The organism is Kyrpidia sp. (genome assembly GCF_023512215.1).
Lineage (GTDB): Bacteria > Bacillota > Bacilli > Kyrpidiales > Kyrpidiaceae > Kyrpidia > Kyrpidia spormannii.
On record NZ_JAILZZ010000061.1, the window covers coordinates 1 to 14,337 of the forward strand.

Below are 14,337 nucleotides of genomic sequence, written 5' to 3' on the forward strand. Positions count from 1 at the left end.
GTGGGGGCGCTGGTGATTCATTTTGCCGCCCGGTTACATATGTGAAGGGGCCGATTGGATGCTCAGCGGCCCAGCGCTCGCTCGTTGTCCTCCCGTCGGTATCAGAAGGGCGATCAGAAGGGCGAAGGCGATCGGCTCACCGCGTCAACACGTGCAACGACACGGCGGCACTGTCTCCTTCCAAAAAGCCGCCGGCGTTTTGCGTCAAGCCGGTCCGGGCGCCCTCCACCTGGCGCGCCCCCGCCTCACCCCGCAACTGCCAAACGATCTCAGCGAGCTGGGCGAGCCCGGTGGCTCCCACCGGGTGTCCCCTAGCGATCAGCCCGCCACCGGGGTTGACGGGCACTGAGCCTCCCAAGGCGGTGTCCCCGGACTCCACCAGCCTGGCCCCTTCCCCGGGGCTGCACAGCCCCAACTGTTCATAAGCCCACAGTTCCCCGGGAGCTGCCGCGTCGTGGACTTCGAGCACATCCAAGTCCCGGGGACCGAGTCCGGCCTGGGCATAGACGCGTTCCGCAGCCCGCTCCACATTGCTCCTCTTCTTCTCGGTCCCGCCCGAGGCCGGACCGGTCAGGGCGGAGAGTACCACGGAACCGGCGACAAAGACCGGCCGGCTCGTCCAGCGCCGCGCCGTCTTCTCCCGGGCGACGATCGCTGCCGCCGCACCATCACTCAAGGGCGAACACATCAGCAGGCGCAAGGGGTCGCTGACGACCCGGGAGGCCATGACACTCTCTACCGTCTGCGGCACCTGATACTGGGCGTAAGGATTGAGAGCCCCGTGACGGCTGTTCTTCGCGGCGATTGAAGCGAAGATCTCGACGGGCGTCCCGTATAACTCCATGTGGCGCCGGGCTTCCTCGGCGTAATAGTCCATGAACATGCTTTGCCGGCTTCGACCCCCACCGCCTGGAAACGCCCAGAGAGATTCTACGTCTGTTGCACCCTCGAAAGCGCGAAAAGTCCGGTCCTTATCCGGATGGATCATCTTTTCGACGCCGAGGACCAGCACTGTGTCGTACATTCCCGAGAGGACCGACAGACAGGCCAGATGAAACGCCGTCGACCCGCTGGCGCAGGCGTTCTCCACATTGAACATGGGAATCCCGGCCAACTCGGTGCCCGAGAGGAAGACCTGGCCGCGCACGCTCTCCTGTCTCCAGATGGCGCCGGCCATAGCATTGGACACGAACGCCGCCTCAATTGCCAACTCACGAATCCCCGCGTCTTCCAGGGCCGCCCGCGTCGCTTCCCGGGCCAACTCCTTCAAGCTCCGCTCCGGCTGCTTGCCGAACCGGGTCATGCCAACGCCGACCACTACCACTCGGTTCATTTCCGCTTCCTCCTTGCGCTCACTTCAGTTGACCTGCCGGTCGCGCCCGGACCAATAGGGCTCGCGCAGCGCTTTTTTGTCGATCTTGCCGTAGGGCGTCAGCGGAAGGGCCTCGACGAACCGGACTTCCTTAGGCCGTTTGTAGGCAGACAACTCCTTCCGGCAATGCTCGAGGATGCTCTCTTCGGTCACTTCCACCCCCCCTTGGGGTACAATGATCGCCATGACCGCCTCCCCCCAGTCGGGATGCGGCACGCCGATCACTGCCACCTGGGCCACTCCAGGGTGCCGCTGAATGGCGTTTTCCACCTCCGTGGTGTAGACGTTCATGCCTCCACTGATGATCATGTCTTTCTTCCGGTCCAGAAGATACACGTACCCCTCTTCGTCCATCATCCCGACGTCTCCGGTGTGCAACCACCCGTCCCGCAGGGCTTCCGCCGTCTTTTCCGGTTGGTTATGGTATCCCACCATCGTGTAAAGGGTACGGGCCGCGATTTCGCCTTCCACCCCGCGCGGCACCTCGTTGCCGTGTTCGTCGACGATTTTGACTATGCTCATCGCCACGGGCTGGCCGCAACTGCGCAGCCGGTGGACGCCCTCCGGGTCGGTGCGGTGATCCTCTTTTTTCAGGCGCGTGATGAAATTGGGCGCCTCGCTCTGACCGTACAGTTGCATGAATACCGGACCGAAAATCTCCAAACCCTGTTTAAGTCGTTCCGCGGTAATCGGCGCCGCGCCGTACACAATGGTCCGCAGGGACCGGAGATCATAGGTTCGGCCGCCGATCTGGTCCATCACCCGGTAGATCATTGTCGGCACCATGAACGTGAGGGTGATTTTGTTCTGTTCAATACGATCCAGGACCAATTGGGGGTCAAATTTTCGTTCAACATAGTGGGCCGCCCCTTTGATCAAGCCGGCCAAAAGCACCATCCCCGCGCTGTGCGGCAGGGGCGACATCAAGAGGATCCGCTCGTCGTCCTGCAATCCCATCTCCATGATGTGGGAGAACAGATTGAGAACAATATTCTCTTGGGTGTGAACCACCCCTTTGGGCAGACCGGTGGTGCCACCGGTGTAGATGATCAGGGCCATATCCTCAGGTGAGACGTCCACCCCGATATCTTCCTCTGTTTCATGGGCTTGAAACACTTCCCAAGATATGAACCCGTCGGGACACTGCTCCTCGGGGGCGACGCCCACCACCGTCTTCAGATCCGGCAGATCACGGCGGATCTTTTGGACGACGTCGAAGAAATTGGGCCCGACCACGGCCAGCTCGGCTCCGGAATCTTTCAGGATATACGCGATTTCTTTTTCGCCAAGCATGTCGTTGAGGGGCACCTTGGTGCCGCCGGCGAACGTCAGGCCCAGATCGCTGATCACAAATTCCGGGCAATTGGACATCATCAGGGCGACGCGCCGGTTCGGCCCGACCCCGCGGCGGGCCATCGCCCGGGCCACCCGCAGGGCGGCCCGATGGAGGGTATCGTAGGTGAGAGTCTGTCCTCCGAAGACGATGGCCGGCCGGTCGCCGTGGATCGGTAACACACGGCGAAACAAGCTCCGCAAGGTCGACAATTCACGATCCATGTTGCAAACCTCCCATTTTCATTTCATGCGTCACTTTGCCCCGCGCAAGGCATGAAGGCGGTTCAGCACATGTTCCGGATGGGCGTCGGCGGGAACGACCCCGTATCCCGGCCCCCGGTCGGTAGCTTCGGGCAGAGGTCCGGGCTCTTTCCAGAAGTCCCGATTCAGTCCGCCCGCGGCCGCCAAGCCTCGTTCCCAGAGAGCGGCCATCCCGTCCCACGAGACTGAGGGAAAGAGGGCGAAATCCACCTCCCTGCCCACCGGCAGAGCAACCGCCTCTCCGTGCCACCGGACGCCCTTGAGCCATTGGTAGTGATCCGCCACATTCCAGACGGGTTGATAGAGCGACCACAGTCCGCCAACCTTTTCCGAGTCCGTTTCATCCTCATCCAGCACAAGGGCAAAAATGCGGTAACCAGAAAACGCGCGCAGGCAATCGGCCACATACATCGCCGCAGCGTCAATCTCGTCCTCCTCCGGATCGACGGCCCCTCCCGCCCCGGTCCGCTTCCTCGCTTCCGAGAGCCACCGCCTGGGGGAGTCGGTCACGAGGGCTGTGGGGTGCCCCGGGAACAAAGACTCCAACCCCGACAACACCTCGCCCACGACCCGCCTCGGCTCCTCCAGGCCAAGAAGTTTCTTGCAGACAAAGGTCGTCGACTTTCCTTGCCACGGAGCCGCAATCTCCGGATGGGAGTCGAGCCATCCCATAAAAAAGGAGGATATCGGTACGCTCAGCACATCCGATTGGAGCAGCCGCTGCCCCTGGCTGTACACCGACAGAAATTGCACCGGGTCTGTCCACAACCCTCCCCTTCCGCCGGCGAACAACCGCTCAGCGTATTCCACAAAATCGATCCAGATCCCGCCGCCGCCGAACCATTCCGCAGCCACAGCCGTTCCCTCCCGTCTCCCGGCCGAGCCACTCAGGCCTCGGCCCGCAGGCGGGTGAGACGGGCTTCCAGTTCGGCGATTCGCACATCCTTCGGATCCGGCAGATAGATCGATTGAATGGCGTCCGCCGCCATCTTCACCTGAGGCGACCCGGCATATACCACCTTCGGATCTCCCCAACACCCGTACCAGGGCAGGTGAGCCGGTGGTTCCTCGGTGACCCACTCCCGGACGAATTCTCCAAAAGGAACCCCCCTCCGGAGGCGCGCCCGGCGTTCCTCCTCCCGCGCCCGCTCTGTGGCTTCCCGATCCAGCACCAAAGTGTCCGGATCATACACCACCCGGTAGATGTCCCGGGCGACCTCGACGGAAATCAATCCTTCTTCCAGATCCTTCATGACCAACTCCGGATCCCGTTCCAGCACATCCCCGTAACCGCCGCCGGCTCCCTGGGTCAAGATGTAGAGCTCCCCTTCCTGGACGAGTTCAAACTGCAAACCGCGATGGTGGGTGCTGTAGGAAGCCTCTTCAAAAGGACGCTCGTTGAGCATGTCCTCCATGGTGTAACGCATGTTCTCGGGCGCCTCCTGCATCTTGCGGAACACATTGACGCCTTTGATCTTGGCGAGGGGATAGGCCGGACACCCGTACCCGCCGAACAGCCCGTAGATGCTCGGGTATTTGGACCCGATTGTGGTGGACATCAGGCCCCAGTATGGCGTGTCCTTGACCGCCACCATCATTTGGTAGCCGTGTCCCCCTCGATATTTGCCGAATCCCTGGTTGTCTTTCATGATCCGCCGGGACAACTGGATCATCGGAATCTCTTCCTCGATCAACTCCTGTTCACCCTGTTCCGCCATGGCGGCAAACAGCGGAGCGATGGCGTGCTCGCCGTCTGCATCCTCCCTGGCGCCTCCCGGCATCCCGTTGAGGTCCGCGCAGAGATTACCGACAATCTCGCCGTTCTGCGTAATCCCGCCGTAGAGGAATGTCGCGATCATGTTGTACCAGGGGGCCAATACTTTCGTGTACTTCTCCGGTGAACTGTACAAAAACTTTGCGAGGCAGAGTTGAGCTGCCGTGAACAGCGGAAAGATCGTCATCATGCTTTGGGCATTTGGCGCCTCATAGGAACAGTCAAAAATAGTCTTGGGGGTGACGGTGAATTTCATAGGCGCCACCACCGCCTGGTTGCGCGGCATATCCGGCCAGATGAAGCTGAGGAATAGCTGGGCGATGACCCCTTTGGCGCCGACAATGATCGTATTGTTCGACCGATTGGCGAACTCCGGAGCCGATCCGGACAGGTTAAAATGCAGTTCGTCCCCCTTTTTCGTCACTTCCAAATTGGTTTTGATCAGGATGTTCTCACGCAAAGTCCCGTCGGCAACCGCCATGGCCCGCACCGTGCCGTCAGGCCATTGGCGCAGGCGCCGCTTGACCTCCTCCACCGTATCGTCGAGGGTCTTGCGCAAAGTGGCGATGATGGCGTCCACTCCGTAGTCGGCGATCGCCTCCTCAATCCGCTGCTTCATGCGCATACAAGCCGACAGTTTCGCCTTCATATCCTGCAACTGGAGCTTCGGCTCGCGGACGGAGTTCTGCAAAAACGTCACCAAATCTTTTTTGAGCGTGTAATTTTCGGCTACTTTAAAAGGCGACATCATCAGTCCTTCCATGAACTTCGACTCGGCCGCGGAGGGGATCCCGCCCGGTTCGACAGCCCCGTTTTCCCCCTCGTGAACGACCGCCACCGCCCAGGCGACAAGCTCTCCACCGTAGAACACCGGCAACATCAGGCTGTGGTCGGCATTGTGAATACCACCGTAGCGGGCGTCGTTGTGCATGAAAGCGTCTCCGGGCCGGATACCCACGGTGGGCTCGTCCTTCCAATATTGGTAGGTGTATTTCACCGCGTACTGGGCCGTGGTGGAAAAGGCCAGGACGCCCCCGGAACTGGCCAAGGACAAATCGCCGCTGGTGGTGTAAATTCCCGTAATCAAATCACCCCATTTCGCTCCCGGTGCGGCACCGATCTGTTCCAGCATCTCGAAGGACTCACTGGCGGCGGCCTGAAGTTTGCTGCGCACGATGCTGATGACGGGATCCGGCACGCGCTCAATCGCTGCCCGCTCCCTCTCGGTGATCGGCGCCAGGCCGTGGTCGTACATGATCGCCGGATCGGGCCCCAAAAACAACGTGGTACCCTTCAAAAATTGCTCGACCAGTTCCCGTTCCTGCTGATCGTTGTCGTGCGGGGTGAACATGAACACCACTCCTCCTTGTAAACCTTGTCTCGGATTCTTCCTCACGTCCGCAGGATCCACGCCGAACCCTGCGCTCCCATCACCAATCGCCAGCCCGTCTCCACCAGATATGTGGTCCGCGGAGACTCGACGAGGGCGGGACCCTCTACGATCGAACCGGGGGACAATTGCCCGACGTCGTACACCGCCGTCTGCACCATCCCGTCCAACCCCGTGAAATGACAGGGACGGACCTTGACCGGCTCGACGGCGACACGGCCGGACGCCCCACCGGGTTTTCGGAAGGGGATGGTCTCGAGTTCCACATAGGCAATGACGCGGATGGTGTTAATCCGAATGCCGGCTTCCGGCGACTGGCTGCCTTCTCCGAACCGTTCGCCGTAATTCTTGCTGAAAGCGGCGATGAGGTTCATCACGTCCCGGACGTTGTTCAGGCGCGTGGTGGGGCAGACCACCGAGGTCTCGGTCCGCTGATTGCCGTACCGCATATCCAGCTCCAGGCGGAAGCGGATATCCTCTTCATTCATCCCCTGGCGCAGCAGATCTTCCCTCCCGGCGTCTTCCAACTCCGCCACCAATGCGTTGAATCGGTCGTATTGGTCGAACAGCTTCCGCGTGTTGGAGTCGTAGATGTGGATGAACACATTCCGCTCATGAATGTGCAACTGGTTCATCAGTCCGGCCCCAACGGCGGAGAAAATCGAACTGAACGGCGGAACCAGAATTTTGTCGATACCGAGCACCCCGGCGATGCCGCAAGCATGCAGAGGCCCGTTCCCCCCGTAGGCCAACAAAGTAAAATCCTTTGGGTCATACCCTTTGACCCCGAGCTCCTGAAACATGGCGTGGGCCATGTTTGTGTCCACCTTCTGTTTGATCTGTTTGGCCGCCTCGATCACGGAAATCCCCAGTTCCTCGCAAAGGTATTCCCGCACGGCGAACTCGGCCCGCCGCCGGTTGAGCTTCACGGTACCGCCGGCGTAGTGGTCCGGGTCCAGGTATCCCAACAAAAGATCGGCGTCGGTGACCGTGGGGTACATACCGCCGCGGTCGTAACAGGCAGGCCCCGGGTCGGAGCCGGCGCTTTCCGGCCCCACCTCAATCGAATTGAAAATCTGGTTGTACCGGGCGATCGACCCGCCTCCGGCCCCGATGATCTTGAGGTGGAGCATTGGCACGTTGACCAACCAACGGTCGATCACCGGATTGAACTCGTAGAATTTGATCCCCCCGCCGACCACCAGACCAATGTCGCAACTGGTTCCGCCGATGTCCATGGCGATCAGCTTCCCGGTGTCAAATTCCTCACTCAGCCTCTCCGCCACGTTGATGCCCGATGTGGGCCCGGAGTGGATCGTTTGTAAAGCGTGGGTGGAGTTGAGCTGGGCCATCCCGCCGGTGTTATGGACCACCAGCATCGGCTTGGTGTATCCGTACTCTTTCAGCGTCATCTCAAGAGCGCTCAGGGCATGGTACATCTGATCGTGCAGATAGGCGTCGAGGATGGCCGACGTGGCCCGGCCGTATTCCCCTTTACGCCCGACCACCCGGTGGGACAGGATCACAGGGATGGCTCCGAGCATGTGCGACGGATATTCCTCGAGCAAAATCTCTTCCACCCGTTTCTCGTGAACCGGATTGACCACGGAATTGACCAGCGCCACGACAAACGCCTGGGTGCCCCGGTCCACTAGGCGCCGGATCTGGAGCCGCAGATGTTCCTCGTCCAGGGGCATGAGCACCTGCCCTTTATAATCCACCCGCTCCCGCACCCCGGCGATCATGGTGGGGGGCACGAGGGGATCCGGTCTCCGGGCCGCCGGAAGGTCCTGCTGTTCCTTGGGCGTCAGCCCCTCCCCATACCCCCGGCCCCGGCTCAGGGGCACGGAACTTTCGTACCCGGCGGTGGTCAGGAGCCCCACTTTCGGCCCCTTGCGCTCCAGCAAGGCGTTGGTGCCGAGGGTCGTGGCGTAGCGGACCGAATCGACCTGGGACAGCACCGTCCGGACGTCCAGCCCCAGCTCGTCGCAAGCCCGGTCCAGAGCTTCCATGAATCCCAGGGCCAGATTGTGATGGGTGGTGAGGGCCTTGGCCTCCACTTGCTTTGCGTCCCATACGAGAAAACAGTCCGTAAAGGTTCCGCCGATGTCGACACTGATGCGCTTCATACTCGCGACTCCTTTCCGCCGTTCAGCCACCGGGCTTTTAACGCGTCGATATCGAACTGCATGTCGTAGACGGGGGGGTGCCCCGGCGGCAAGTATTCAACCTCAACCATCGTCCCGCACCCCGGACAGTAATACTCCACGATCTGCACCCAATCGGGGTCCGGGGCAAAGCTATACGCGTACCGGTCGGGATCCAGGATCGGGCGGTGGATCTCCCGCGGATCCCGGGCATACACCAAAAGTCCCTCTTTATAATTGGACCGGGCGGGAGCGAGGATCTGCCCGCATTTGCGGCAGCACCACGTCTCCTCCTTCAGGTCGATCGCCAGATATTCCGTCATCGCCACCTTCATCGTTGACTCCCCCTTTCGTAGCGCATAAACAGATCTCTGTTCTCGTTGACGCGAAAATTCCAACCCTCCGCTACCCGGCAGGTGAACAGTTTGTCCTCAATCAGCGCGGGCCCATGGCCCGAAGCCCCCGGTTCCAGGTCCTCGAATCGGTACACCGGCACCTCCAGCACCTGTCCCGACGGCTGCAAGATCGACTGATGCCGGGAGGCCTCCGGCTTGTATTCCCCTAGATCCCCGCTCGGTTGGAAGGTGAAATGGCGAATCGGTTTGACGACCTTCAGGTGCAAACGCCCCGGCTTGTCACGCCGATCGGGGCGGGAGGCGATCTCCGCAAGCGGGACCACTTCATACCCGTCGTCCCCTCCATATCGCGCGTCCATCTCCAGCCGGCATTCGTCGAGGTCGAACCCTTCCGCGAACATGTCGCGCCTAGCCCGCTCCCGTAACTCCGAGACCTTTTCTTCTAGGCCCGCGGCGTCCCGACTCCGCAACACCGTCTCGTATTCGTGGGCGATGTCGCTGAAACTGATGCCGAAAGCACTAAACACCGCCGCCAGCCGCGGGACGATGACGGTCCGGATGCCGACCGCCTCCGCAACGCCACAGGCACTCATCGGGCCGGCGCCTCCAAATGCGAGAAGGGTGGTCTCGGCAGGATTCTCTACGTATTGCGACAAACCCTCTGCAATTTTCGCGATATAGGCTCTCTCCATAGCGAGGAGGGCCTCCTCCAGACCCAAGCCGAGCGGGGCGGCGATCTTTTCTTCCACGGCGCGCCGGGCGCGGCTGTTGTCAAGGACCATGTTCCCGCCGAAGTACGAATGGGCGTCGAGGATGCCCATCAAAAGGTAGGCGTCGGTGATCGTCGCCTCCTGTCCGCCCCGCGCGAAACACGCCGGTCCCGGGGCGGCCCCCACACTGTCCGGACCGACCCGGATCCGCCCTCCCTCCGCGCGGAACACCGAGCTCCCACCCGCCCCCACGCTGATCAGATCGCTCAGGGGGAAGGAGGTGCGGATGCCCTCGATCTCACCTCGGACCATCTCTTTGACTCCGCCGTCCCGGACCAGGCCGATGTCGGTAGTGGTGCCGCCAATGTCCATGGTCAGGAGTACCGGCAACCGGTAATGACGTGCCAGTGCCCGTGCCCCTTCCATGCCGCCCCGGGGTCCCGAACCGTAGGTCTTGATGGCCGTGGTTTTGGCAACCCGGGCGGAATTTCCGTCATTGTGAAAAATCAACAGCGGGTTTTTTATTCGGTGATTCCTGAGAAAATTTTCGGCATTATATAAGAACCTCTCCATCACCGGATGGAGGAACGAATTGATCAGCGCGCTCCAGGTTCGCGTCCGGTCGTCTTCGTCATCGGCCAATTCGTGAGAAAAGAGGACCGGAACAGCTCCGAGCAGGTGACGCGGATACTTCTCCAGGACAATCCGTTTGATTCTTCGTTCTTCAACGTCGCGCGTCGGACCGTCCATGCTCACCACGAGCCGGTTCGCCCCTTGGGACAACAGTCGGTTGACAGCGCGGACCACGGAACGTTCTAGGACCGGTTCCTCTTGCGCCGGATCAACGCCGGCGACCCGCTCGCCGACCATCACCTCGAGCATATCTCTTTCGGTCTGCCTCTCGGCGAGAAACGCCGGATCCGCTCCTTCGCGCAGAATGAGGCCGAGCCGCGGCCCTTTTTTCTGTACGATGGCATTGGTGCCGGCGGTGGTTGAATAGCGGATGTAGTCCGTCTCCTTCAACAGCCGGGCAATGTCCTCGTTCCCATACAGGGCTGTGGACCCGGATTTCAGGACTTCAATGAAACACTTGGTGAGATCAAAAGGGGTAGTCAGGGTCTTAGCCCGGACCACCTCCGACTCACGGAGAATGCAAATATCCGTGAAAGTGCCGCCGTTGTCAATATTGATCAACAAACTCATCGTTCCATCTCCTTTCTGCGGCCCCGGGCGATCACCCAATCAATAAGCAAGAAGGATGCCAGGTCACGCAGACAGCCATTGGACCGATAACCCCCGTGATTAACACGGGAAACAACTCCGGCCGGTTGCCCCTAAGAGAAAAACCTCAACATGTGACAAGATGGACACATTGTGACAATGTGACAATGTGACGCCGATAAAAGGGAAGCCGCAAACCCATTGTGGCCAATTTTCAGAGGTGGTAGAATGATAGTGTATTATCCGCTTTTGACGGAGAAAACCAGTCACAGCTTCGGGGGAAATAGCAATCGCCGTTAAGGAGGGAAAATCATTGTGGGTGACGCCTTGGTGGTCAAGAGATTCGACGAGTTCCATCAACTTGATCGAAAACTGCTGCAAGCGTGGGAACAGTTTATGTGCGGCGGTTTTCTGCCGGATCAACACCGCCCGGTGATCGCCTCGTCCTGGGAACGGTGTGCAAGCCTCCAGGTCGATCCTTTAAAATATCTGGCCGACTTGATCCCCCAGGAAGATCTGTTACTGGAAAAAAAGGAGCAGAATCATCTTTTGTTGAGTACTGCTAAACCGTATATAGAAGAATTGTTTCGCTATTTTTGCGACGAGCCCTTTGCCATTGTTCTTTCCGACCCGGAGGGAGTGTTGATCGACGGTCGGTACAATAGGCGCGTGTTCGGCAAGTTGGAACGGCAACGTTTCCTCCCGGGTTCAAACTGGAGCGAACAATCAGCAGGAACCAATGCCGTGGGCACTGCGCTGGCTGAGGGACAACCGGTGCAGGTTTTCTCGGCGGAACATTTCTGTCAAGGATGGCACAACTGGGTGTGTTCCGCCTCGCCGATCCGAGACCCCTACACCCGCCAAATCATCGGGGTGCTCGACATGACCGGGGAAAAGGAACTGGTCCAGGCTCACGACCTTTATCTGATCACCAGCCAGGTTTATAAACTCGAACAGGCCCTGGTCTCCCACCTGCGGGAACAGAACCTCCTTTCTCTTCAGGCGCTGCTGGATGCCATGCACGATCCGTTCATCCTCTTCGATAACGATGGCCGGGTGATCCGCCTCAATGATCCTGCCAAATTTTTGTTGCGTATGGAACTGGGAAAACCCCTGTTCCCTGCTTTGGATCCGCCCGTGCATCCGGTCCTGGGCGAGTTATCCCAGAAGGGTATGGAGACAACCTACCGGCAGGAGAACGGCGTGCAATGGCGGGTTCGAATTCTCCCATACCGATTCGGGACCCGGATGATGGGGGGTATCGCTGTCTTTCACCGCCTGACGGCGGCCAGGCAAAGCCAGGCAACGGCGCTGACCCGCTATCGATTCGACCACCTGGTTACCGGCGACCCCAACATGTTGCAACTCATCGAACTTGCAAAAAAGTCAGCTTTCTATGAAAAGACGATTTTGATCACCGGGGAAACGGGAACGGGCAAAGAAGTGCTTGCCCAGTCGATTCACGCGTATGGCCCCCGGCGCAATGGTCCCTTCGTGGCGGTGAACTGTGGCGCGATTCCAAAAGATTTGATCGCCAGCGAACTGTTCGGATATGAAGGAGGTGCTTTTACCGGAGCGAAATCGGAGGGGAAACAAGGAAAGTTTGTCGCCGCCGACGGGGGTACTATTTTTCTCGATGAGATCGGCGAACTTCCTCTCGATGTCCAGGCCTATCTGCTCCGGGTGCTGGAAGAGAGGGTCGTCGTACCGGTGGGCGGCACTCGAGCCATTCCCGTTGACGTGAGGGTCATCGCCGCCACCCACCGCAATTTGAAAGAAATGGTTAGAATGGGGAAATTTCGAGAGGACCTCTACTATCGCATTCATGTCATCACGCTGACGATTCCCCCTCTGCGGGAACGCCGGGGAGATATCCCCCTCCTTGTCCGGCATTTTATCAATCAGTCGTCCGGCATGGGCGAAACGTGCATCGATGAGGAAGCGATGCAGGCCCTTTCGGCTTACTCCTGGCCTGGAAACATCCGCCAATTGAAAAACACCATCGAGCAGGCGCTGTTTCACGCCGATCACGGGCAGATCCGGTGGTGCGATTTACCTGCGGAAGTGCGGGGCCGCGGACCGATTCCCGCATCCGGCGGGAAGAGAGCCCTCCCTCGCCGGCGGCGATCCACCGCTCTGGACAGGCTCACTTTGGAGGAGGCCCTGCGCCGGACCCGGGGCAATATCAGCGAGACCGCACGGCTGCTGTCTGTCTCGCGGATGACGATTTATCGGAAAATCGAGGAGTTTAGAATCGATATTGAGAATTAAGACAAAAAAGCCGGGATGTCCCCACAGTGCTGTCCATCCGGCCTCATGGGCCGGCACGCGTTCAGCATGCATTCCCTTCGGCGAAGAGGGCGACCTATCGGAAGACGCCGGACCACTCTTGGATCACCGTATCTTGCCAAACATGCCGAACAAGTTGGACAAACTTCGACCTGACCCACATACACCGCTATTATTCCCGAGTCTCTGTGCCTGTGACATTATCATACTCCCCCCGACGATACAATAGCAAAAAACACCCCCGCCCGGGCTTCCTAACTTCACTTCATGCCACCCTGGCGCCAGTCGTGTTCCGCTGGGCCGAAAATCTGACACCCTTCTTCACCCTGACCTCCCCGTTGTGCTGCGGTTCTCCGGATCGGTATACTAAGGGCAAATCTGTTCCGGGAGCGGCCCGGATCGACCTCGGCTGACCCTGGCGAGATGGAGGTCCGCGGGGTGCAGCCTGGGACAATAAGAGGACGGAGAGTTGAAGATGCGGATCTTGTTTGTCTGCACAGGCAACACCTGCCGCAGTCCCATGGCGGCCGCCCTGCTGCGCCGTCTGGCCAAGCAGCGGGGATATTCCCTCGAGGTCCGGTCGGCGGGCCTGGCGGCGGTCCCCGGGTTGCCGGCGTCGGAGCACGCCCGGGAGGTCCTCCGACGTCGCGGGGTGGAAGATGTGGAGGAGCACCGCAGCCGAAGTGTGGCGCAAGAGGATGTAGAGTGGGCGGACGTGGTGCTGACCATGACCGAGGGGCATAAACGGATGATGCACGCCCGGTTTCCCTCGGCAGTCAGTAAAGTTTTCACTCTCAACGAATACGCCTGGCCCGGGGAGAACGCCAAGGACATCGCCGACCCCTTTGGAGGGGATGTGGAGGAATACGCGCGCTGTCTGGAAGAAATCGAGAAGGCGCTCACGGCGCTCATGGATCGATTGACCCGGGAGACGGACGGCACCCAGGCAGAGCATCGCGACGGAGAGGCGGGCGGCAATACAGAGGACGCCGGGAATGGCGGGCCGCCGCGAAATGCCCGGGAGGATGCAGAGGACACCCAGGGCGGTCCTTCGGATGCACCGGGTGGGCAGTTTCCACCGACACCGCGGGCGGCTGACAACGATTGTTGACCTCCTCCCCCGCCTGAAGGCGGAGGATTCCTTCCTGCCACCAGGGGCCTTGTTGCACCCCTTGGATCGGTCGAACAACCGACTCCCCGGCGCTACACCGGAGAACAGGCGATCCGGGCCAGTCCAGCCCTTAATATGTTCATCGCTCCCACTGTGTCGGCATTGCCCTCATACCCGCACCTCTCGCACCGGAATGTCGTTTGCCTCGGCCGATTCGCTTGGCTCACATGTCCGCATTCCGGAACCGGACAAGTCTGGCTCGTGTACGGGGCCGGTACGGTCCCCAGCCAGCCCCCCAACCAGTGGAGCTTGTAGCCCAAGAACGTTTGAAACATGAACCACCCTTGGTCCAGGATCGCTTTGTTCAGCCC

The 14,337-nt window shown here is 60.1% G+C and carries 10 protein-coding genes; 2 read left to right on the top strand and 8 right to left on the bottom strand.

Features of this window, described 5'->3' with window-relative positions; translation table 11 throughout:
- Positions 1-136: 136 nt before the first annotated feature.
- From K6T64_RS14775 to K6T64_RS14805, 7 genes are read right to left on the bottom strand one after another with little or no spacing between them, the layout of a single operon-like run.
- Positions 137-1,333 carry a thiolase family protein gene (locus tag K6T64_RS14775; protein ID WP_100669002.1) on the bottom strand — a complete coding sequence of 399 codons (1,197 nt, stop codon included), beginning with the start codon at positions 1,331-1,333 and terminating at the stop codon, positions 137-139.
- Positions 1,334-1,357: 24 nt separating this feature from the next.
- A complete protein-coding gene (locus K6T64_RS14780) occupies positions 1,358-2,929 on the bottom strand; it encodes a class I adenylate-forming enzyme family protein (RefSeq protein ID WP_288010843.1) in 1,572 nt (523 codons plus the stop codon).
- A 30-nt stretch (positions 2,930-2,959) separates the two neighbouring features.
- Positions 2,960-3,823 (bottom strand): hypothetical protein, encoded by an 864-nt coding sequence (locus K6T64_RS14785; RefSeq protein WP_288010844.1) that lies wholly within the window; start codon positions 3,821-3,823, stop codon positions 2,960-2,962.
- Between the two features lie 32 nt (positions 3,824-3,855).
- Positions 3,856-6,093, bottom strand: coding sequence for a hydantoinase B/oxoprolinase family protein (locus K6T64_RS14790; RefSeq protein ID WP_100668999.1), 2,238 nt, complete (start codon positions 6,091-6,093; stop codon positions 3,856-3,858).
- A gap of 41 nt (positions 6,094-6,134) precedes the next feature.
- The gene (locus K6T64_RS14795) at positions 6,135-8,261 is read right to left on the bottom strand and encodes a hydantoinase/oxoprolinase family protein (RefSeq protein WP_288010845.1); all 2,127 of its coding nucleotides are present in this window, start codon (positions 8,259-8,261) and stop codon (positions 6,135-6,137) included.
- Entirely contained in the window at positions 8,258-8,614 is a 357-nt protein-coding gene (locus tag K6T64_RS14800; protein WP_288010846.1) for an acetone carboxylase subunit gamma, read from the bottom strand. Before K6T64_RS14800 ends, K6T64_RS14795 begins: the two co-directional genes overlap by 4 nt.
- The gene (locus tag K6T64_RS14805) at positions 8,611-10,548 is read right to left on the bottom strand and encodes a hydantoinase/oxoprolinase family protein (protein WP_288010847.1); all 1,938 of its coding nucleotides are present in this window, start codon (positions 10,546-10,548) and stop codon (positions 8,611-8,613) included. The genes K6T64_RS14800 and K6T64_RS14805 overlap by 4 nt, the downstream gene beginning before the upstream one ends.
- A 333-nt stretch (positions 10,549-10,881) precedes the next feature.
- Here K6T64_RS14805 and K6T64_RS14810 point away from each other — a divergent pair, with 333 nt between their 5' ends.
- Both K6T64_RS14810 and K6T64_RS14815 read left to right on the top strand, forming a co-directional pair.
- A complete protein-coding gene (locus tag K6T64_RS14810) occupies positions 10,882-12,837 on the top strand; it encodes a sigma-54-dependent Fis family transcriptional regulator (protein WP_288010848.1) in 1,956 nt (651 codons plus the stop codon).
- Positions 12,838-13,330: 493 nt separating this feature from the next.
- On the top strand, positions 13,331-13,966 hold the full coding sequence (locus K6T64_RS14815; RefSeq protein WP_353737825.1) for a low molecular weight protein arginine phosphatase: 636 nt from the start codon (positions 13,331-13,333) through the stop codon (positions 13,964-13,966).
- A gap of 92 nt (positions 13,967-14,058) precedes the next feature.
- Here the strand turns inward: K6T64_RS14815 and K6T64_RS14820 are convergent.
- A partial coding sequence (locus tag K6T64_RS14820) for a zinc ribbon domain-containing protein (RefSeq protein WP_288010849.1) occupies positions 14,059-14,337 on the bottom strand: 279 nt, incomplete at its 5' end.